This window comes from Citrobacter sp. Awk 4, from assembly GCF_028069725.1.
In the GTDB taxonomy this organism is placed as follows: Bacteria; Pseudomonadota; Gammaproteobacteria; order Enterobacterales; family Enterobacteriaceae; genus Citrobacter_D.
In genome coordinates, this window is sequence record NZ_JANEWG010000005.1 from 29,145 (window position 1) to 50,364 (window position 21,220).

Annotated in this window: 21 protein-coding genes and 3 tRNA genes; 9 read left to right on the forward strand and 15 right to left on the reverse strand. The window is 53.2% G+C overall.

Annotated elements, in window-relative coordinates; genetic code table 11:
* Positions 1-120 precede the first annotated feature (120 nt).
* Both radA and serB read right to left on the reverse strand, forming a co-directional pair.
* Complete coding sequence (gene radA / locus NNO04_RS02955; RefSeq protein WP_162380816.1) at positions 121-1,503, reverse strand: DNA repair protein RadA; 1,383 nt, start codon at positions 1,501-1,503, stop codon at positions 121-123.
* Between the two features lie 11 nt (positions 1,504-1,514).
* On the reverse strand, positions 1,515-2,483 hold the full coding sequence (gene serB / locus NNO04_RS02960; protein WP_271443417.1) for a phosphoserine phosphatase: 969 nt from the start codon (positions 2,481-2,483) through the stop codon (positions 1,515-1,517).
* Between the two features lie 117 nt (positions 2,484-2,600).
* Between serB and NNO04_RS02965 the strand changes: the two genes are divergently transcribed.
* Positions 2,601-3,248, forward strand: coding sequence for a YtjB family periplasmic protein (locus NNO04_RS02965; protein ID WP_271443418.1), 648 nt, complete (start codon positions 2,601-2,603; stop codon positions 3,246-3,248).
* A gap of 67 nt (positions 3,249-3,315) precedes the next feature.
* On the forward strand, positions 3,316-4,332 hold the full coding sequence (lplA, locus tag NNO04_RS02970) for a lipoate--protein ligase LplA (protein WP_271443419.1): 1,017 nt from the start codon (positions 3,316-3,318) through the stop codon (positions 4,330-4,332).
* Positions 4,333-4,431: 99 nt separating this feature from the next.
* Here lplA and deoD read toward each other — a convergent pair whose 3' ends face one another.
* The 4 genes from deoD to deoC form a co-directional block, all read right to left on the reverse strand.
* Positions 4,432-5,151, reverse strand: coding sequence for a purine-nucleoside phosphorylase (deoD, locus tag NNO04_RS02975; RefSeq protein ID WP_203359000.1), 720 nt, complete (start codon positions 5,149-5,151; stop codon positions 4,432-4,434).
* Between the two features lie 103 nt (positions 5,152-5,254).
* Entirely contained in the window at positions 5,255-6,478 is a 1,224-nt protein-coding gene (gene deoB, locus NNO04_RS02980; RefSeq protein WP_271443420.1) for a phosphopentomutase, read from the reverse strand.
* Between the two features lie 52 nt (positions 6,479-6,530).
* Complete coding sequence (gene deoA / locus NNO04_RS02985) at positions 6,531-7,853, reverse strand: thymidine phosphorylase (protein ID WP_271443421.1); 1,323 nt, start codon at positions 7,851-7,853, stop codon at positions 6,531-6,533.
* Between the two features lie 95 nt (positions 7,854-7,948).
* Entirely contained in the window at positions 7,949-8,728 is a 780-nt protein-coding gene (gene deoC / locus NNO04_RS02990) for a deoxyribose-phosphate aldolase (RefSeq protein WP_271443422.1), read from the reverse strand.
* 261 nt (positions 8,729-8,989) lie between these two features.
* On the opposite strand from deoC, the gene NNO04_RS02995 reads away from it, so the two are divergent.
* Both NNO04_RS02995 and NNO04_RS03000 read left to right on the forward strand, forming a co-directional pair.
* Complete coding sequence (locus NNO04_RS02995) at positions 8,990-10,540, forward strand: YjjI family glycine radical enzyme (RefSeq protein WP_271443423.1); 1,551 nt, start codon at positions 8,990-8,992, stop codon at positions 10,538-10,540.
* Entirely contained in the window at positions 10,512-11,375 is an 864-nt protein-coding gene (locus NNO04_RS03000; RefSeq protein ID WP_271443424.1) for a YjjW family glycine radical enzyme activase, read from the forward strand. Before NNO04_RS02995 ends, NNO04_RS03000 begins: the two co-directional genes overlap by 29 nt.
* A gap of 81 nt (positions 11,376-11,456) precedes the next feature.
* On the opposite strand, the gene NNO04_RS03005 is transcribed toward NNO04_RS03000, so the two are convergent.
* The 8 genes from NNO04_RS03005 to NNO04_RS03040 form a co-directional block, all read right to left on the reverse strand.
* Positions 11,457-12,233 carry a metal-dependent hydrolase gene (locus NNO04_RS03005; RefSeq protein WP_271443425.1) on the reverse strand — a complete coding sequence of 259 codons (777 nt, stop codon included), beginning with the start codon at positions 12,231-12,233 and terminating at the stop codon, positions 11,457-11,459.
* Positions 12,230-13,303, reverse strand: coding sequence for a patatin-like phospholipase family protein (locus tag NNO04_RS03010; RefSeq protein ID WP_271443426.1), 1,074 nt, complete (start codon positions 13,301-13,303; stop codon positions 12,230-12,232). Before NNO04_RS03010 ends, NNO04_RS03005 begins: the two co-directional genes overlap by 4 nt.
* A 124-nt stretch (positions 13,304-13,427) precedes the next feature.
* Entirely contained in the window at positions 13,428-13,589 is a 162-nt protein-coding gene (locus NNO04_RS03015) for a DUF1328 domain-containing protein (RefSeq protein ID WP_132454036.1), read from the reverse strand.
* A gap of 126 nt (positions 13,590-13,715) precedes the next feature.
* Positions 13,716-14,333: a molecular chaperone OsmY gene (osmY, locus tag NNO04_RS03020; RefSeq protein WP_271443427.1), complete on the reverse strand. Its 618-nt coding sequence runs from the start codon at positions 14,331-14,333 to the stop codon at positions 13,716-13,718.
* Positions 14,334-14,737: 404 nt separating this feature from the next.
* Positions 14,738-16,327: a peptide chain release factor 3 gene (gene prfC, locus NNO04_RS03025; protein ID WP_271443428.1), complete on the reverse strand. Its 1,590-nt coding sequence runs from the start codon at positions 16,325-16,327 to the stop codon at positions 14,738-14,740.
* Positions 16,328-16,417: 90 nt separating this feature from the next.
* Complete coding sequence (yjjG, locus tag NNO04_RS03030; protein WP_271443503.1) at positions 16,418-17,095, reverse strand: pyrimidine 5'-nucleotidase; 678 nt, start codon at positions 17,093-17,095, stop codon at positions 16,418-16,420.
* Positions 17,096-17,116: 21 nt separating this feature from the next.
* The gene (rimI, locus tag NNO04_RS03035) at positions 17,117-17,563 is read right to left on the reverse strand and encodes a ribosomal protein S18-alanine N-acetyltransferase (RefSeq protein WP_271443429.1); all 447 of its coding nucleotides are present in this window, start codon (positions 17,561-17,563) and stop codon (positions 17,117-17,119) included.
* Positions 17,532-17,945 (reverse strand): DNA polymerase III subunit psi, encoded by a 414-nt coding sequence (locus NNO04_RS03040; protein WP_271443430.1) that lies wholly within the window; start codon positions 17,943-17,945, stop codon positions 17,532-17,534. The genes rimI and NNO04_RS03040 overlap by 32 nt, the downstream gene beginning before the upstream one ends.
* A gap of 102 nt (positions 17,946-18,047) precedes the next feature.
* Here NNO04_RS03040 and rsmC point away from each other — a divergent pair, with 102 nt between their 5' ends.
* The 4 genes from rsmC (at position 18,048) to NNO04_RS03060 (ending at position 19,572) form a co-directional block, all read left to right on the forward strand.
* Positions 18,048-19,079, forward strand: a complete 1,032-nt coding sequence (rsmC, locus tag NNO04_RS03045; RefSeq protein WP_271443431.1) for a 16S rRNA (guanine(1207)-N(2))-methyltransferase RsmC — start codon at positions 18,048-18,050, stop codon at positions 19,077-19,079.
* Between the two features lie 172 nt (positions 19,080-19,251).
* Positions 19,252-19,338, forward strand: a tRNA-Leu gene (locus NNO04_RS03050).
* A 28-nt stretch (positions 19,339-19,366) separates the two neighbouring features.
* A tRNA-Leu gene (locus tag NNO04_RS03055) sits at positions 19,367-19,453 on the forward strand.
* A gap of 33 nt (positions 19,454-19,486) precedes the next feature.
* Positions 19,487-19,572: transfer RNA gene (locus NNO04_RS03060), tRNA-Leu, on the forward strand.
* A 35-nt stretch (positions 19,573-19,607) separates the two neighbouring features.
* Here the strand turns inward: NNO04_RS03060 and NNO04_RS03065 are convergent.
* Positions 19,608-19,883: a DUF1435 domain-containing protein gene (locus NNO04_RS03065; protein ID WP_271443432.1), complete on the reverse strand. Its 276-nt coding sequence runs from the start codon at positions 19,881-19,883 to the stop codon at positions 19,608-19,610.
* 217 nt (positions 19,884-20,100) lie between these two features.
* Between NNO04_RS03065 and NNO04_RS03070 the strand changes: the two genes are divergently transcribed.
* Entirely contained in the window at positions 20,101-21,165 is a 1,065-nt protein-coding gene (locus NNO04_RS03070) for a GGDEF domain-containing protein (RefSeq protein ID WP_271443433.1), read from the forward strand.
* Positions 21,166-21,220: the final 55 nt, after the last annotated feature.

A 21,220-nucleotide genomic window follows, 5' to 3' on the forward strand; every position in this document is an offset into this window, starting at 1 on the left:
TGCCTCCTGCTGAAAAAAATCGTAGGCCGGATCAGGCATCGCCGCCATCCGGCACTTTCACCATCCCATGCCTGATGGCGTTACGCTTTTCAGGCCTGGGAGGCGAGTACATATAGGCAATTATAAGTCGTCAAACACGCCTAACGCATCTGAGAGTTTTTTGACACCGAAGATTTGCATCCCTTCCGGCACTTTTTTCGGGACATTGGCTGCCGGGACGATGGCGCGGCGGAAACCGTGTTTCGCCGCCTCAGAAATGCGTTCCTGGCCGCTCGGCACAGGGCGAATTTCCCCCGCCAGCCCGACTTCGCCAAACACCACCAGATCCTGTGGCAATGGCCTGTCGCGCAGGCTGGAAACCATTGCCAGCAGTAACGCCAGATCCGCGCTGGTTTCCGTCACTTTGACGCCGCCCACCACGTTGACGAACACATCCTGGTCAGCCATTTGCAGACCGCCGTGGCGATGCAGTACCGCCAACAGAATAGCCAGGCGATTTTGCTCCAGCCCAACGGCAACACGACGCGGGTTTGCCATCATGGAGTGATCGACCAGCGCCTGAATCTCCACCAGCAGAGGGCGCGTACCTTCCCAGACCACCATCACCGAGCTGCCAGAGGTCACTTCATCACCCCGGCTTAAGAAAATCGCGGAAGGGTTACTGACTTCCCGCAGTCCCTGCTCGGTCATGGCAAAAACACCCAGCTCGTTGACAGCGCCAAAACGGTTCTTATGGCTGCGCAAGGTACGAAAACGGGAGTCGGCGTCGCCATCAAGCAACACGGAGCAGTCAATACAGTGCTCCAGCACCTTTGGCCCTGCCAGCGAGCCGTCTTTCGTTACATGGCCGACCATCACGATAGCGACACCGCGTGTTTTGGCAAAGCGTGTCAGATAAGCCGCCGTTTCACGAACCTGCGCAACGCTGCCCGGCGAAGACTGGATATCCGCCATGTGCATCACCTGAATGGAGTCGATGACCATCAGTTTCGGTTGTTCTTCTTCAGCAATCAGGCAGATCTGTTCAATACTGGTCTCCGACAGCATATTCAGATTCGCCGTCGGCAGACCAAGCCGATGGGCGCGCATCGCCACCTGCTGCAAAGACTCTTCCCCGGTGACATACAGGGTTTTCATCTGTTCCGCCAGTTTGCACAGCGTTTGCAGCAGCAGCGTAGATTTCCCCGCGCCGGGATTCCCCCCGATCAGAATGGCGCTGCCGGGCACGACACCACCGCCCAGCACACGGTCAAATTCTTTAAATCCGGTCGAAAAACGTGGCAGTTCTTCAAGACTGATATCCGCCAGCTTCTGCACTTTTGCCACGCCAGCATTACCGGCATAGCCGCTGAGCCGCTCGTTACGCGCCACCGTCGGCGATGCCGCAAGGCGCACCTCAGTGATGGTGTTCCAGGCGTTGCAAGCGCTACATTGCCCCTGCCAGCGCGGATAATCGGCCCCGCATTCATTACAAACAAAGGCGCGTTTTGGAGCTTTTGCCACGGTTTACCTCGTTATTTCTGATTCATGCTGCCAGAGAGAATGCAGAACACCCCCATCAGATCGGCATGACGGATAGTCACTTCCGTCTTTTCATTCACTTTCGGCTTGGCGTGGTACGCAATACCCAGCCCTGCCGCTTTGATCATCGGCAGATCGTTGGCCCCGTCACCGATCGCCACAGTCTGCGCGGGCGGAATCTCATACTCTTGCGCAAGACGTACCAGAGTATTGGCTTTGTACTGCGCATCAACGATGTCGCCAATCACATTCCCCGTGAATTTCCCGTCCATGATCTCCAGTTCGTTCGCCACCACCGTCGACAAACGTAGCTTGTCACGCAGGTATTCGGCAAAGAACGTGAATCCGCCAGAAGCGATAGCCACTTTCCAGCCCAACGTTTCCAGCTTCAGCACCAGTTGTGTCAGACCCGGCATCAGAGGCAGGTTTTCACGAACCTGGCGCAGAATATCGGCATCCGCGCCTTTCAGCGTCGCCACGCGGCTACGCAGGCTGGCGGTAAAATCCAGTTCTCCACGCATAGCTCGTTCGGTCACTTCCGCCACCATTTCACCCGTACCGGCCAGTTTCGCGATTTCGTCGATGCATTCGATCTGGATCGCGGTGGAATCCATGTCCATCACCAGCAGACCTGGCTTACGCAGGTGCGGGATCTTGCCCAGTGGGGCGACATCCAGTTTTGCATCGTGCGCCAGCTTCGTTGCGCGCGGCGTTAGTGAACCCGCCAGACGAATAACCTGATAATCTTCGACGCACCAGGCGGCGACAATCACCATCGCCGCCCCCAGTTTGCTCTGGTATTGCGTCAGACGCTGCTTGTCCAGCCCGCGACCATACAGCAGCCAGCCACTACGGCCTGCGTGGTAATCGAGTGGCATCACCTCGTCACCACTTAATGAGAGGGGCAAACCTGGCCACAGAGAGACATCTTCAGGCAGGTCGCACCAGGTAATGTTAGGCATTAAAGCTCCTGTAAAATCGTACGGGTCGGGAAACATCCAGGGGAAAATAACGCATGAGGCTACCCTGTAACCATCGCTTCTGGCAACATTAAGCCTCAAATTTTCAGCAGGTGGAATATGGCTCGCGCAAAACTCAAATTCCGGCTTCATCGTGCAGTGATTGTATTGTTCTGTCTCGCACTGCTTGTTGCGCTGATGCAGGGTGCGTCCTGGTTCAGTCAAAACCATCAGCGACAACGAAATCCGCAACTGGAAGAGTTGGCCCGTACGCTGGCGCATCAGGTGACGCTCAACATCGCACCGTTAATGCGCACTGAAACGCCTGATGAAAAACGTATCGCCATTGTACTCCGCCAGCTCACCGAAGGGAGCCGTATCCTGGATGCCGGGGTTTACGATGAGCAAGGCAATCTCATCACCCGTGCAGGCGAAAGCATTAATGTGCGCGACAGGCTGGCGCTGGACGGCAAAAAAGCGGGCGGCTATTTTAACCAGCAGATTGTCGAACCCATTCAGGGGAAAAATGGCCCACTGGGCTATCTGCGTCTGACGCTCGACACGCACACCTTAGCCACCGAAGCAAAGCAGGTCGATAACACCACCAATATTCTACGTCTGATGCTGCTTCTGTCACTGGCCATTGGCGTGGTATTAACCCGAACCCTTCTCCAGGGTAAACGCACACGCTGGCAACAATCTCCCTTCCTGCTGACCGCCAGCAAGTCCGTACCCGAAGAGGAAGAGAACGAGAAAAAGGATCCGTAAGCCGCGAAAGTGCAGCGCCAGTACGTTAGCATTAATATAGACGTCAGTTATAGAAAGGAAATCTGCCATGTCGACACTACGCTTGCTTATCTCAGACTCTTACGATCCCTGGTTCAACCTCGCGGTCGAAGAGTGTATTTTCCGCCAGATGCCTGCCACGCAGCGCGTTTTGTTCCTGTGGCGTAACGCAGATACGGTGGTGATTGGTCGGGCGCAAAATCCGTGGAAGGAGTGCAATACCCGGCGCATGGAGGAAGACAACGTCCGTCTGGCGCGCCGTAGCAGCGGCGGTGGCGCAGTATTCCACGATCTCGGCAATACCTGTTTTACCTTTATGGCAGGGAAACCGGAATACGACAAAACCATTTCAACGGCCATTGTGATTCATGCGCTGAAGTCACTCGGCGTTACCGCAGAAGCTTCCGGGCGCAACGACCTGATCGTTAAAACCGCCGATGGGGAGCGCAAAGTGTCCGGCTCCGCCTATCGTGAAACGAAAGATCGTGGTTTTCATCATGGCACATTGTTGCTCAACGCCGACCTGAGTCGTCTGGCGAACTATCTGAATCCGGATAAAAAGAAGCTTGAAGCCAAAGGGATTACCTCCGTGCGGGCGCGGGTCGCGAATCTGGTCGAACTGCTGCCGGGCATTACCCACGCTCAGGTGTGCGAGGCAATAACCGACGCCTTTTTCGCCCACTACGGTGAGCGTGTGGAAGCGGAAATTATTTCGCCGGATAACACGCCAGATCTGCCAAATTTTGCCGAAACGTTTGCCCGTCAAAGCAGTTGGGAATGGAACTTTGGCCAGGCACCGGCGTTTTCACATCTGCTGGATGAACGCTTTAGCTGGGGCGGTGTGGAGCTGCACTTTGATGTAGAGAAAGGCAACATTACCCGAGCACAGATCTTTACCGATAGCCTGAACCCGGCACCGCTGGAAGCCCTGGCTACGCGTTTGCAGGGCTGTCTGTATCGTTCAGATGTACTGCAACAGGCGTGTGATGCGCTGTTAGTGGATTTTCCAGAACAGGAAAAAGCGTTGCGGGAACTGTCGGCGTGGATTGCGAAGGCTATTCGATAATATCAATACGGTTTTGTAGGCCGGGTAAGGCGAAGCCGCCACCCGGCTTTTTGCCCGGCGGCGCTACGCTTACCGGGCCTACACTGTCCTGAACGAAAATTACTCTTTATCGCCCAGCAGTACAGATTCCAGTGCAATCTTAATCATATCGTTGAAGGTCGTCTGACGCTCAGCCGCAGTGGTCTGCTCGTGGGTACGGATATGGTCGGATACGGTGCAGATGGTCAGCGCTTTCGCACCAAACTCAGCTGCCACGCCGTAAATGCCTGCCGCTTCCATTTCTACGCCCAGAATGCCGTATTTTTCCATCACGTCGAACATTTCGCCGTCCGGAGAGTAGAACAGGTCTGCGGAGAACAGGTTGCCAACGCGAGCGTCAACGCCCAGCGCTTTCGCTGCGTCAACAGCGTTACGCACCATGCCGAAATCAGCAATCGCGGCAAAATCATGATCTTTGAAACGGATACGGTTCACTTTGGAGTCGGTGCAGGCACCCATACCGATCACCACATCACGCAGTTTGACATCAGTACGTACTGCGCCGCAGGAACCGACACGAATGATTTTCTTCACGCCGAAATCGGTGATCAGCTCTTTGGTGTAGATAGAGCAGGACGGGATACCCATACCGTGACCCATGACGGAGATCTTACGGCCTTTATACGTCCCGGTGAAACCCAGCATGCCGCGAACGTTATTTACTTCGCGAACATCTTCGAGGAAAGTTTCAGCAATGTGCTTCGCACGCAGCGGATCGCCCGGCATCAAAACTACGTCTGCGAAATCGCCCATTTCTGCATTAATGTGTGGGGTAGCCATCTTCAGATCCTTTTAAAAGTGTTGTTTTGTCGGGTGGCGGTTACGCCTTACCCGACCTACAAAATCGTAGGCCCGGCAAGCAACGCGCCGCCGGGCAACAGGTTTAAAGCATGTTTTTGCCGTAGTCCATTGCAGACGTGCCGAAATAGCTCGCCAGCGTTTGGCCGATATCCGCGAACGTTTCACGGTGACCAAGCGAACCGGGTTTCACTTTCGGACCATAAACCAGTACCGGAATGTGCTCACGCGTATGGTCGGTGCCCTGCCAGCTTGGGTCACAACCGTGGTCTGCAGTCAGGATCAGAATGTCATCTTCCCCTACCAGCTCCATCAGTTCCGGCAAGCGGCGGTCGAACAGCTCCAGACCCGCAGCATATCCCGCGATATCGCGGCGGTGGCCCCATGAAGAGTCGAAATCAACAAAGTTGGTAAAGACGATAGTCTTGTCGCCAGCCTCTTTCATCTCTTTCAGGGTCGCGTCAAACAGCGCATCCAGCCCTGTGGCTTTCACTTTTTTGGTGATACCGCAGTTGGCATAGATATCCGCGATTTTACCCACAGAAACCACATGACCGTCTTTCTCATCAACCAGTTTTTGCAACACGGTTGGCGCTGGCGGTTCAACGGCCAGATCGTGACGGTTACCGGTACGCTGGAAGTTACCGGCTTTGTCGCCGATAAACGGACGCGCGATAACACGACCAATGTTGTAACCACCTTCGGTTAACTCTTCACGAGCGATTTCGCACAGCTCGTACAGACGATCCAGACCAAAGGTCTCTTCGTGGCAGGCAATCTGGAACACAGAGTCAGCGGAGGTGTAGAAAATCGGCTTGCCGGTTTTCATATGCTCTTCGCCCAACTGATCCAGAATCACAGTACCGGAAGAGTGGCAGTTGCCCAAGTAGCCCGGCAAATTGCCGCGTTTCACCAGCTTATCCAGCAGTTCCTGCGGGAAGCTATTGTCGTGGTCGCTGAAGTAACCCCAGTCAAATAAAACCGGCACACCAGCGATTTCCCAGTGTCCCGACGGGGTATCTTTACCGGAAGAGAGCTCATGCGCCCATGCATAGGCGCCAATCACTTCTGCGTTGCCATCCATCCCGGCAGCAATTTTACCCGTCGAGCCTTCGTGCGCTTTCGCCAGACCCAGACGGGTCAGGTTCGGCAAATTCAGAGGGCCTTTACGACCATTATCAGCCTCGCCTTTGGCGCAGGCTTCTGCAATATGGCCCAGAGTGTCGGAACCTACGTCGCCGAAGCGATCCGCATCTTCAGTTGCACCAATACCAAAGGAGTCCAGCACCATAATAAATGCACGTTTCATCTTGTTCTCCATACATCTTGCGCTGCAAAAAAGCGATCAGATCAGTATATCGCTATTCGGTGATTCGACGATACACTGTCGGTGTAATTTCAGGCGCTTCGTTGTCAAGTCTGATTGCCGCTTTGACCGCTTTCGCCGCTTCTTGCCAACTGGCCTCATCTTTCGCGTGGATCACCGCCAGCGGGCGTTGTCCGTCAACACTGTCGCCCAGACGCGCCATGTCGGTAAAACCGACACTGTAATCAATAGTGTCCGATGCCTGACGGCGACCGCCGCCCATCGCCACCACGGCCATGCCGAGCGCGCGGGTATCCATTGCACCCACAAACCCTTCGCTGTCAGCGTATACTGCTTTACTCAGCATCGCAGTCGGCAGGTATTTTGCGTAGTTTTCGACGAAGTCAGTCGGCCCTTTCTGCGCCGCGACCATACGACCAAAGATTTCCGCCGCTTTACCGTTATCCAGCACAGCCTGCAGTTTTGCACGCGCGTCTGCATCATCACTGGCCAGCTTGCCGGAGATCAGCATCTCTACGCACAGCGCCATCGTGACGTCAAACAGACGCGGATTGCGATATTCTCCGGTCAGGAACTGCACCGCTTCACGCACTTCTACCGCGTTACCTGCGCTGGAGGCCAGTACCTGATTCATGTCAGTCAGCAGCGCCGTCGTCCGCACTCCCGCGCCATTGGCTACGCCGACGATCGCTTCTGCCAGCGCGGCAGAAAGTTCATAGGTTGGCATAAAGGCGCCGCTACCTACTTTGACATCCATGACCAGCGCATCCAGCCCTTCCGCCAGTTTTTTGGCCAGAATAGACGCAGTAATCAAGGGGATGGAGTCCACGGTCGCGGTAATGTCGCGCGTGGCATAAAAACGTTTATCCGCCGGTGCAAGCGAGCTGGTTTGCCCAATTATCGCCACACCCACGTCTTTAATAATTTCACGGAAACGGGTGTCATCCGGGAAGATATCAAACCCCGGGATCGCTTCCAGTTTGTCGAGCGTACCGCCGGTATGACCGAGGCCACGTCCGGAGATCATCGGAATGTAACCCCCGCAGGCTGCCACCATCGGCCCCAACATCAGGGACGTCACGTCACCCACGCCGCCGGTAGAGTGTTTATCAACAATCGGGCCATTCAGATTCAGGCTTTTCCAGTCCAGTACGGTTCCTGAATCCCGCATCGCCATAGTCAGCGAGACGCGTTCTGGCATTGTCATATCGTGGAAGAAAATGGTCATCGCCAGGGCGGCGATCTGCCCTTCAGAGATGGTGTTGTCACGAATCCCGTTAATAAAGAAACGAATTTCTTCATCACTCAACGCATGACCATCACGTTTTTTACGAATAATTTCTTGTGCGAGAAACAAGGTAACCTCCCGATTCTGGGCCTGGGCAGTGCGCCTCCGGCCAATCGAATACAATGTCGGATGGCGGCATAAGCGCCATTCGACAGAATCAAGCCTTAGTAGCTGCTTGCGCTTTTACCGTCGCCGTGGCCCAGTGCTTTCAGCAGGCTCGCCAGCAGGCTGGATGCGCCGAAACGGTAGTGACGAGAATCAGCCCAGTCGGCGCCAAACAGTTCGTCGGCAATTGCCAGGAACTGCTGCGCGTCTTCAGCAGTACGTACGCCGCCAGCCGGTTTGAAGCCAACCGTTTTGGCAACACCCATATCACGAATGACTTCCATCATGATGCGCGCGCTTTCCGGCGTCGCGTTTACCGGCACTTTACCGGTAGAGGTTTTGATGAAATCCGCACCCGCTTTGATGGAGATTTCAGACGCTTTACGGATCAACGCTTCTTCTTTCAGTTCACCGGTTTCGATGATCACTTTCAGCAGCACGTTAGCCGCCGCACAGGCGTCTTTACAGGCTTTCACCAGATCAAAACCCACCTGCTCATTACCGGCGATCAGCGCGCGGTACGGGAACACCACATCCACTTCATCCGCACCGTAGGCGATTGCCGCACGGGTTTCCGCCAGAGCGATCTCGATGTCGTCGTTACCGTGCGGGAAGTTAGTCACCGTCGCGATACGGATATCCGGCGTACCCTGCGCATTCAGGGTTTTACGCGCAATCGGAATGAAACGCGGGTAGATGCAGATTGCGGCCGTGTTGCCGACCGGCGTTTTCGCCTGATGACACAGGGCAATCACTTTTTCATTGGTGTCATCGTCGTTCAGGGTGGTCAGGTCCATCAGTTTCAGCGCGCGCAGGCTGCTTGCTTTTAAATCGGTCATTTGATTCTCCAACGGCATCGCCGTATAAAATTTCACCTTGCGGATTTGTTAGTATTCTAACATTCACCCGCTATCACACTTCGATATACATCACAGTTAATGAAAACTACGTACAAATTTGCATTACTCTAATGAGATCAACTTCAAATAAATGACCTTTTCAGGCCCTGCGAGGATGCGACAGGCGCATCAGGATCAAAAGCCACCGTGGCGTAACTTTCTACAATGGCGCTAAACCTTCGGTACAAAAAGGATACGAAGATGCCTGTTTCAAGCGAAACCGCCCTGCAACAACGTTGCCAGCAAATCGTCGCCAGCCCGGTGCTCAGCCCTGAACAAAAACGCCATTTCCTGGCGCTGGAAGCCGAGAACAACTTGCCTTATCCGGCGCTCCCGTCTGATGCCCGCCAGGCGCTGGATGATGGCGTTATTTGCGATATGTTTGAAGGACATGCCCCCTTCAAGCCCCGCTATGTATTGCCTGATTATGCGCGTTTTCTGGCTAACGGTTCACAGTGGCTGGAGCTGGAAGGGGCGCAGGATTTAGATGACGCATTATCCTTGCTCACCATTCTGTACCACCATGTGCCCTCGGTAACATCGATGCCGGTTTTCCTCGGTCACCTCGATACGCTGATCCAGCCATATGTTAGAATTCTAACACAAGAAGAGATCGATATTCGAATTAAACGTTTCTGGCGCTATCTCGACAGAACCCTCCCTGATGCGTTTATGCATGCCAACATTGGCCCTGCCGATACCCCTGTCACGCGTGCAATTTTACGCGCAGATGTAGAGCTAAAGCAGGTAGCACCTAACCTGACGTTTATTTATGATCCGCAAATCACACCAGATGATTTGCTGCTGGAGGTTGCGAAAAATATTTGCGAATGCAGCAAACCTCATATTTCCAACGGCCCCGAAAATGATAAAATTTTCACAAAAGGCGGTTATGGCGTCGTCAGCTGTTACAACTCTCTCCCCCTTGCGGGGGGTGGCAGCACACTGGTCAGGCTCAACCTGAAAGCCGTTGCAGAGCGCAGCACCTCTGTCGATGACTTCTTTACACGCACGCTACCGCACTACTGCCAGCAGCAAATTTCCATCATTGATGCCCGTTGTGACTTCCTCTACGAACAATCACATTTCTTTGAGAATAGCTTCCTGGTGCAGGAAGGGTTGATCGATCCGCAACGTTTTGTGCCCATGTTTGGTATGTATGGCCTGGCGGAAGCCGTCAACCTGCTGTGTGAAAAAGCAGGGTTGAAAGCGCGATACGGGAAAGATGAGGCCGCAAACGCGCTGGGTTATCGCATCAGTGAGCAACTGGCTGGGTTTGTCGAAAAGACACCGGTGAAACACGGCTGGAAGCAAAGAGCGATGCTGCATGCACAATCAGGTATCAGTTCAGATATCGGCACGACGCCGGGTGCGCGTCTGCCCTATGGCGACGAACCGGATCCCATCACCCATCTGCAAACCGTCGCCCCGCACCATGCGTGGTATCACTCCGGGATCAGCGACATCCTGACGCTGGATGAAACCATCAAACGTAATCCGCAGGCGCTGGTACAGCTTTGCCTCGGGGCGTTCAAAGCGGGAATGCGGGAATTTACCGCCAACGTCAGCGGTAACGATCTGGTGCGCGTCACCGGTTATATGGTGCGTTTATCAGACCTGGAAAAATACCGCGCCGAAGGCTCACGTACCAACACCACCTGGCTGGGAGAGGAAGCCGCACGGAATACACGAATTCTGGAACGACAGCCCCGCGTGATAAGTCATGAACAGCAAATGCGCTTTAGTCAGTAAAATTATTCCCTTCTCCTGTGTCGATGGGCCAGGCAGTCGTCTGGCCCTGTTTTTACAGGGATGTAATCTGCGCTGTAAAAATTGCCACAACCCGTGGACGATGGGACGCTGTAATGATTGCACAGAGTGTGTCGCCCACTGTCCGCACCAGGCGCTGAGTCTCGTTGCCGAAAAAGTGGTGTGGCAGGCTGATGTCTGCAAGCAGTGCGACACCTGCCTGCAGATGTGCCCACAACACGCCACGCCGATGGCGCAGACGATGAGTATTGACGCTGTATTAAGCCATATCCGCAAAGCATCATTGTTCATCGAAGGCATCACCGTCAGCGGCGGCGAAGCCACAACGCAGTTACCGTTTATCCTGCAACTGTTTGCGGCCGTCAAAGCCGACCCGCACCTGCGTCATCTGAGTTGTCTGGTAGACAGTAACGGGATGTTGAGCGAAACAGGCTGGGAGAAGTTACTCCCGTTGTGTGACGGGGTCATGCTCGATCTTAAAGCGTGGGGAAACGAATGCCACCAACGGCTCACAGGGCGGGATAATGCGCCGATTAAGCGCAGCATTCTACTGCTGGCAGAGCGCGGAAAGCTGGCGGAACTGCGCCTGCTGATCATTCCCGGCCAGACGGATTATATGCAACACATCGACCCGCTGGCGGCGTTTATCTCTACTCTGGGAAATATCCCCATCCGATTGAATGCTTTCCACGCCCACGGAGTGTATGGCGAAGCCAGAAACTGGCCGGGGGCGAAGCCTGGCGACGTGGAGGTCCTGGCGAGCGCCTTGCAGGATCGCGGTGTGAACAATCTGATTTTCCCGGCGCTGTATTTGTAAATCTGAATCGCCCGGTGGCGCTGACGCTTACCGGGCCTACAAAATAGGGCAATTTTTACGATTCTCGTCGCCCTCCGGCAATCAGAGATGAAAAAGCGTTGTCGTATTGCGATACAGCGCATCGGCAATCACCTCTTCAGGCTCCGGGCGCAATTCACATAACACCTCAAACACTCTGACGGCCTGTTCCGGGCGATTCGGCTGCCCCTGAAAACCGTTCAGCGGCATGTCCGGCGCGTCCGTCTCCAGCAGTAAAGCCCCCAGCGGAAGCCGCGCCATGACGTCACGCGTTTTACTGGCGCGAGGATACGTAATAGTGCCTCCCACGCCAATTTTATAGCCCAGTTGAACAAATCGCTCTGCCTGCTGCAGGCTACCAGAGAAACCGTGAACCACGCCGGTTCGCGGCAAATTCTGGCGCTTAAGATGCATCGCCAGCGTGTCGTGCGTGCGACGGGAGTGGAGGATCACTGGCAGATCATAGCGTTTCGCCAGTTTAAGTTGCGCTTCCAGTAAGAACTCTTGCCTTGCAAACTGAGGATCGTCCCGGTAAAGATCCAGGCCAATCTCCCCTACCGCGACCACTTTCTGTGGGCGCTTATCCAGGATCTGTTGGAGCTGTTCCAGACAGTGGCCGGTGTGACGTTCAATGACAATAGGGTGCAGACCGAGTGCGGCAAACAGTGGCGGGAACTGTTCCGCCAGCGCCTGCACACGTGAGAAGTTCGCCGACTCCGTTGCCGGGACGATGATTTTCCCAACACCGGCATCTGCAGCGCGCTGAATACTGGCCACCTCATCGCCGCAAAACGGCGGAAAATCAAAATGGCAGTGCGTATCAATAAAGCCCCCACTCACGCCAGATCCTCATTATTGAACGCAGTGTCATTGGCCTGGAGCGCACCACTCATGGTTTTCACATGCGTGTCGTTGGCCACCGGAGCGGCTGGCACCACCACCCTTCCCGGCGCCGCAATCTTCGGCGTATGACGGATTAACGGCGGGTTTTCCGCCAGCAGTTTGCCCACCGTCGCCAGAAAATATCGCCCGCACAGACGCCCGGTTTTGTAATCTTCACGCAGTGCCGGAATGCGGCTCCCCAGCGCCATGCTTTGTAAAGGCTTTGGCGGGTAGATCTCAAAGATACGTAATTTACCCGGCGGCTTTTCTATAAAGCGCTGAATTGCACTGTAACTGGCTTCGTGATGCTTCACCAAATTGACCAGCGGCTGCAAACTGCTTTCTCCCAGCCAGCGTTCCATGCGCTTAAACCACTGCGGCGTATAGTACATCTGCGAGGGGACGGTGCGGATCACCACCAGCGTTTTTGCTCCTTGCTTCGCCGCCTCACGAACGGGAATCGCATCGCTGACGCCGCCATCCAAATAGCTGATGCCATCAAGTTCGACGCCCGTTCGGTAGAATCCAGGAATGGCGCTGGAGGCACGCAGCAGATCGAGCCAGTTTTGTTTCGTTGGCGAAAAATAGACCGGCGAGTAGTCATCGCCGCGACAGGCGCACATGTAAAACTTTTTCCCCATTTCAAACAAGTGCGACGCGTTATCCATTGCCAGAGGCATCTGCCCGGCACTCGACTCCACCAGCCAGTCGAGATCGATGAGATTTCCCCCACGCACGAAGCGCACTGGATCAAAGAATTCGCGCTTTGTGGTGTAACGCATGATGACTTTGCGCCCATAGCCGGGCTGATTACAGAGGTAAGCCGAAAGGTTTTGCGCCCCAGCGGAAGTACCGAAGTAGAGATCAAAGGGGTTGAATTGCGCGCGCATAAACTCATCCAGCACCCCGGCGGTAAAAATCCCCCGCTGCCCTCCACCTTCGCACACCAGTGCCATACTGCCCGGGCGAAATGTATTTATTGTTAGCGGCGCTATATTGCCGAGCGTGACGGGTATTCGCTGCCCCACCTCTGCCTTCCTGTTCTTTTTTGTATTATAGAGCGACAAAGTAACGCAATTTTGCCTGTGCTAAAACCGTAAAAGCCAGTCCACCAGACTGGCTTAGTATCAACAAAACGTTACGGATTGAGCGCTAGGGTCGTTTACGGCCCGTAAACAGGCTGATCAGGAACAGGATAATCCCTACGACGAAGACAATTTTCGCGGCCCCTGCAGCGGTGCCAGCCAGCCCACCAAACCCCAGAGCGGCGGCAATTAACGCGATAACCAGAAATATAATGCCCCAACGAAACATAAGCCTCTCCTTACCCTAGTTAATGTCGACCGCGTGAGATGAGCGCTCAGGCTGCTCATTTGCGATAGTTTGAGTGTGGTGTACGGTGCGCCTCCCGACAAAGTCAGGAGGGCAAATTACGAAGAATTACTGAGTTTTCAGATCATTTTTGACACTTTTCACGCCATCAACCGCTTTGGCGATACTCTCAGCGCGCTCACTTTGCGCCTGAGAATCAACGGTACCGGAGAGCTGAACCACGCCATCAGTGGTCTCGACTTTGATTTTGCGGGAGGGAACCATGTCGTCAGCCAGCAGCTTCGCTTTAATCTCGCTGGTGGTTGCCGTATCACCCGCATAGCCTTTCACGGAGTCTGATTTACTATCACGAACATGCAGTTTGTCGCTAACGGAACTCACGCCCTCAATGCCTTTTGCGACTTTTACCGCTTCTTCCGCCTGCGCCTGGCTTTCGACAAACCCACTGAGCGTCACCACTTTCTGGTCGGTTTTGACGGAGATATCGGTGCTCTTAATGCTTTCGTGGTCCACCAGTGCGGCTTTCACTTTCGCAGTGATGGTGCTGTCATCCATGAAATTACCGACTTTATTCATAGAGCTATCGATCTTTTGCCCTGCGCTTTCAGCCCCGGATTGCGCCTTATCCATCGTAGAGGTTTCTGCAAACGCAGAACCTGTCGCGACGGCGGAGGTCAGCATAACGGCCAGCAGAGTTTTAGAAATCTTAAGTCTTGTCATAGTCATCGATTTATTCCTGTATGGTTTGCTCATAATTTGAGCTCAGGCAACACGAGGCTGCATTGCTGAATGTGGTGAAAATCACCCAGTTCAGAAGTCAATGGCAGAGATCACAATCAGAAATTTTCATGATAAATCTGTGCCCTGAGACCTTCTGAGTCAGTTTTTAATATCGTGATTAAAATTATTTACAGTTTTAACAACCAACATCATCGAAATGATCAGTTGTAAAAGCCGTCAAAAATGTCATCACTTTGTTAAATATAGATCACAATCGCAAAATCGCTTGCTGACATGGTTAAAAAATAGACAATTACAGGAAAAACAGAGGCATTTAAGAACATTCCGCAACGGGAAGAGAAGAGGGAAAACGTCGCAGAGCGCGGATATACCGCGCTCTGGAAGGTAGATTAGTGCTCGCGGGTTTTGCGGAACCGAACGTCAGGGTAACGTTCTTGCGTCAGGTTGAGGTTAACCATGGTTGGGGCGATATAGGTGAGGTTATCACCGCCATCCAGCGCCAACTGGATTTCGTTTTTGCGTTTGAACTCTTCGAATTTCTTCGCATCAGCGCATTCTACCCAGCGCGCTGTCGCCACGTTGACAGACTCATAAATCGCCTCAACGTTGTACTCACTTTTCAAACGGGCCACGACCACATCAAACTGCAGCACACCTACCGCCCCCACGATCAGATCGTTGTTAGCGATAGGACGGAACACCTGTACTGCGCCCTCTTCTGAAAGCTGCACCAGCCCTTTCAGCAGTTGCTTCTGCTTCAACGGATCTTTCAGGCGAATACGGCGGAACAGTTCCGGCGCGAAGTTCGGGATCCCCGTGAACTTCATCATTTCGCCCTGGGTGAAGGTATCGCCGATTTGAATAGTGCCGTGGTTATGCAGACCGAGGATATCGCCCGGATACGCTTCTTCCACATGAGAACGGTCACCGGCCATAAAGGTCAGCGCGTCAGAAATCACCACGTCTTTACCGATACGCACCTGGCGCATCTTCATGCCCTTTTCGTATTTACCGGAAACGACACGCATAAAAGCAACGCGGTCACGGTGTTTCGGGTCCATGTTGGCCTGAATTTTAAAGACGAAACCGGTGAATTTTTCTTCTTCGGCTTCCACAGTGCGGGTGTCGGTTTTACGCGGCATCGGCGCAGGCGCCCACTCCACCAGACCGTCCAGCATATGATCCACACCGAAGTTACCCAGCGCAGTACCAAAGAAGACAGGGGTGATTTCACCGGCCAGGAACAGCTCTTTGTCGAACTCGTTTGATGCGCCCTGTACCAGCTCCAGTTCATCACGCAGCTGTTGCGCCAGATCTTCACCGACGGCAGCGTCCAGTTCAGGGTTGTTCAGACCCTTAACGATGCGCACTTCCTGGATGGTGTGCCCTTTACCGGTCTGATACAGGTAGGTTTCGTCTTTATAAAGGTGGTAAACACCCTTAAACAGCTTACCGCAGCCAATCGGCCAGGTGATCGGCGCACAACCGATTTTCAGCTCGTTTTCCACTTCATCCAGCAGCTCCATCGGGTCGCGGATGTCACGGTCGAGTTTGTTCATAAAAGTGAGGATCGGCGTATCGCGCAGACGGGTTACTTCCATCAGCTTACGGGTCCTGTCTTCAACACCTTTCGCGGCGTCGATCACCATCAGGCAGCAATCCACCGCCGTCAGCGTACGATAAGTATCTTCCGAGAAGTCTTCGTGCCCGGGGGTGTCCAGCAGGTTCACCAGACAATCATGATACGGAAACTGCATCACAGAGGTGGTAATAGAGATACCACGCTGCTTTTCCATTTCCATCCAGTCAGATTTTGCATGCTGGTTAGAACCACGGCCTTTCACGGTACCGGCGGTCTGGATAGCCTGTCCGAACAACAACACTTTTTCAGTGATAGTGGTTTTACCGGCATCCGGGTGAGAAATAATGGCAAAAGTGCGGCGTTTGGCCACCTCTTGCAAATAAGGAGACAACGTCATAGTCAAATCTTCTTAGGTAAGCACGGCTAAGGCCGCGCATGTTGAATACGAAAAATGCGGCTATTTTACCCATCAACAGGGGGGAGGCAATCAGTGTTTACACAGGAGCTGCTCCAGTTCGCTTAATGACGCTACCGTCCAGGTCGGTGCAATACCCGCAGGCTGGTCACGATGGAGTGGGTTTAACCAGCAGGTGGATAGCCCGGAATTGATACCACCCAGAATATCAGACTCCGCGGTATCGCCTACCATCAGCACACGGGAGCGATCAGGATTGCCCGCCTGCTCCAGCGCATAATCAAAAATACGCGGGTCAGGTTTCGCCACGCCAACCTGCTCAGAGATGACCAGCAGGTCAAAATGGTCGCGCAGTCCGGTACGCTCAAGGCGAATTTGCTGCAACGCGGTAAATCCATTGGTAATAATGCCAATTTTCGTTTTACCGCGAATGGCGTTGAGCAGAGAGACGGCCCCCGGTAACGGCGAGCAAATTTCTGCCATCGCATTAATAAATGCGTCATTAAGCTGGCCCGACGGCACACTCAAACGTTCAGCCCAGTCCTGGAAGCGTGCGTGTTGCAGCTGTAATGAGGTAATCGCGCCGTTTTGATAATCCACCCACAGAGGTTTATTGACGGCCTGGTAGTCCTGAAAATCTTCAGCGGTAAAGGTCACGCTATAGTCGAGAAACATCCGCTGTAAGCCGGTGAAGGAATCAAACGTAAACAGCGTTTCATCGGCATCAAAGAAAATCCAGTCCCACTTCATCATTACACCTTGCCTCTTTTATTACATACTTATAGGAAGTGCCATTATGACGGCGTCCTCGCGTCCGTCCGCCGTCGGATAATAGTTACGGCGAATCGTTGCCTCGTTAAAGCCTAAGCTTTCATATAGCGCGATAGCAGCAACATTAGAGGCGCGGACTTCCAGCCACAGCGTCAGAATGCCGCGATTTTCCAGTTCATCAATGAGATGTTCCAGCAGCGCCCGTCCCAATCCCTGACGTTGAAAATCCGGGTCGACAGCGATATTAAACAGCGTAGCTTCATCCAGTACGACCTGCGTAATGGCAAAGGCCGCCAGCCTTCCGTCTACCGTCAATTGATAGTTGAGATAGCGTTCGCCCTGATTACTGGCAAAAGTGTGTTCGCTCCACGGAAACGCATGGGCGCGTTTTTCAATCTGAAAGGCTGCGGGGAGATCAGTCGGATTGAGGGTAGAAATCGTGTTCATATGCGCAGATTTGTTGCCATAGTGCGGCGCGTGCCGTTGGGTTTACCCGTAATTCATTAAACGCAGGAGTCGAGACCTGTGCGCCTTCCAGTAACAGCGGTTCTTCTGTCCCCAGCCGCCAACTGTTGCAGCGACTCCCCTGCGGCAGCATCGTGACACGGTCGGGCGTCAGTTGCAGTACCTGGTCCGGGCTGAGGGTCAACGCGCATAAAATATCGCTCATCAGCGGGTCATTCAGCGCCGGTAAGTCAGCGGCAATCATGACCAGACGAACATGCGCAGGAATTGAAATCGCGATCTCGCCCTGCAGCGCGCCAGGGCGACGCAGCGACCACTGCGTAATGCCCAGTTGCTGTAACTGCCTGTCTCGTCGGGATGTCATAGCGAAACGCTCCTGTAATCAGGGGCGCAAATATAGCAAATTCGTCGAAACTGCGCCAACAAACAACTATAATCGCCGCCTGGAACAATAGAGGAATTTTTCATGTCTGCTTTTACCCCGGCAAGTGAAGTCTTGCTGCGTCACAGTGATGATTTCGAACAAAGCCGTATTCTGTTTGCCGGAGATTTGCAGGATGACCTGCCTGCCCGCTTCGAAAGTGCCGCCAGCCGCGTGCATACTCAGCAATTTCACCACTGGCAGGTATTAAGCCGCCAGATGGGCGACCAGGCGCGTTTTAGCCTGGTGGCAGAAGCCAGCGATGTCGCCGACTGCGACACATTTATCTACTACTGGCCGAAGAACAAGCCGGAAGCGCAGTTCCAGTTGATGAACATCTTGTCACTGCTGCCTGTCGGCACAGACATTTTCGTGGTGGGTGAAAACCGTAGTGGTGTTCGCAGCGCAGAGCAGATGCTGGCCGAATACGCGCCGTTGAATAAAATCGATAGCGCGCGCCGCTGCGGTCTGTACCACGGTCGTCTGGAAAAACAACCGGTCTTTAATGCCGACGCATTCTGGGGCGAATATACTCACGAAGGACTGACCATTAAAACTCTGCCTGGCGTGTTTAGCCGTGATGGTCTGGATGTCGGCAGTCAGCTTTTGCTCTCAACGCTGACGCCACACACCAAAGGTAAAGTTCTGGATGTTGGCTGTGGTGCAGGCGTACTGTCTGTTGCATTAGCGAGCCACTCCCCGAAAGTGCGCCTGACCCTTTGCGATGTTTCCGCGCCTGCGGTTGAAGCCAGCCGTGCAACGCTTGCAGCGAACGGCATTGAAGGTGATGTATTCGCCAGCAATGTGTTTTCGGAAGTGACGGGCCGTTTTGACATGATCATCTCCAACCCGCCTTTCCATGACGGAATTCAGACCAGTCTTGACGCTGCACAAACGCTAATTCGCGGTGCCGTTCGCCATTTGAACAGCGGCGGTGAACTGCGAATTGTCGCCAACGCCTTCCTGCCATATCCGAAAGTGCTGGATGAAACGTTTGGTTTCCACGAAGTCATCGCGCAAACCGGCCGTTTTAAGGTGTACCGCACGGTGATGACCCGTCAGGCGAAGAAAGCCTGACTAACTGAATGTGAAGGCCGGACCGGATGCTCGCGCCTGTCATCCGGTCGCTACATAGCAGGCCATTTTTACAGCAATCAATTCATCCCACGTAATTAACTATTGACGAATAGCTTAAAACCACTAGAATGCGCCTCCGTGGTAGTGATTCTTTTTTAAGAATCGATGGTATGCGAAGGTGGCGGAATTGGTAGACGCGCTAGCTTCAGGTGTTAGTGTCCTTACGGACGTGGGGGTTCAAGTCCCCCCCCTCGCACCATAAACCACGTTGATATTGCTCGCACTGGGCGAAGGTGGCGGAATTGGTAGACGCGCTAGCTTCAGGTGTTAGTGTTCTTACGGACGTGGGGGTTCAAGTCCCCCCCCTCGCACCAACGAGGCGATATCAAAAAAAGTAAGATGACTGTGCGAAGGTGGCGGAATTGGTAGACGCGCTAGCTTCAGGTGTTAGTGTCCTTAGGATGTGGGGGTTCGAGTCCCCCCCCTCGCACCAATTATCTTATTTTCCGCGCTTTTCCCCTCTGCGTTTTATCCCTGACTCACGTTGATCAACACCAGCATAATACCGCTCACCAGTGCCATACATGATGGTAGCAACACAAAGTGTCGTAACTGTTTGTGATATAACATCAATGAAGTCAGTAGCAATCCTGACACAATCATCGCTTTCCATGCTGCGAGAGACAGATCGGTAAACGCCAGCCCGGTAATAACCATTCCCGGCAACAACATCCCCCACCCACTGCCCAGCGCACGTTGCAACATGGTTTTACCTCTTAAATCGATAATGATAAGCAATATCATATGATATATTTTCTTATCTGTCAGCACGCCATATTCGTCGCTTCCATGAGTTTAACCTCACAATAGATGACATAAATTTGGTAAGGTGATAAATTGCTCGCTGGTTAACTTACGAACACCATAAAACGAATACCCAGGTGAGTTTCCTCCTCGCGCGTTATTTTTCATTTAAGCCACCCACTCAACATATCCTGCAGATTAATAACGATATTTATATATGACAGCACAATCCTGGCGAACACTGCGCACCAAGAAATATCAATTTTCACTCCGCCTTTTTCTGTTTCTTAACGCAGCATCTGCACTGTTTGTATTAGCGTTTCCTCTGTATGAGACCAGTACACTTTCCGCCCCTGCGATTCTTATCGTTGTCACAGGCTCGCTGTTACTGGCCTGGCATGGAAAATACAGTGATAAACGAATCAGCCTCCCATTTGTATCTCTAATATTTGGCATACTGTGGGCATTCCATATCACAATGAAATATAAGGTATTAGAGCACAGCGATTTTTCATTCTTAATCATATCCCTGTTGAGTGTGTTATTTATTGGCTCCATTGCTTTTGCTAACAACATCATCGCGTTTACGCTTCACTCGTTACCTTCGGTATTTGTCTGCTTATGGTTTAACGGTGATCAGCACGGATTGCGGATACTCTATTTAATGGCATTGCCGATGGCAGGCATCGCCATTCAGCATGTGATCCAAAAGCGCTATGATCGCTTCGCCCAACGGCTAATGTACAAATTGCTGGAAGAGAGGGAGACTCTGAACGGTCTGAGCATGTTGGATCCGTTAACCGGTTTGTATAATCGCCGTGGCCTGCAAAATAAACTGGATACCCTGCTGGTCCTGGACAACCGCGGGCACTATGTCCTGCTTCTCGATATCGACCATTTCAAAGCCTACAACGATCATTACGGGCATATGATGGGCGATCAGGCACTGATTCGTGTCTCTGCGGCGATTCGTGACGCCGTCCGTTCACGGGATATTGTCACGCGTTTTGGCGGCGAAGAATTTATGGTTCTGCTGACCGCTGTCGATCAGCAACAAGCACGGGCCACCGCCGAACAGATTCGACAAAAAGTCTACGATCTCGATATTCCGCATATGTTTAATGAGAGTACCGCGACAAATGTCACCATCAGCATCGGCATTGCGCCATTGCTCAATCAAGACATTGATAGCGCGATCTCCCGAGCCGATAAAGCGCTGTATGAAGCGAAAAACCAGGGGCGAAATAATACGTTGGTTTTCGATGAACTCCCCCTCTCCTGATGGTTTAATCGTGCTACGCCGCAGAAGATAGCGACAAAGCACTTGCCATCGTTTC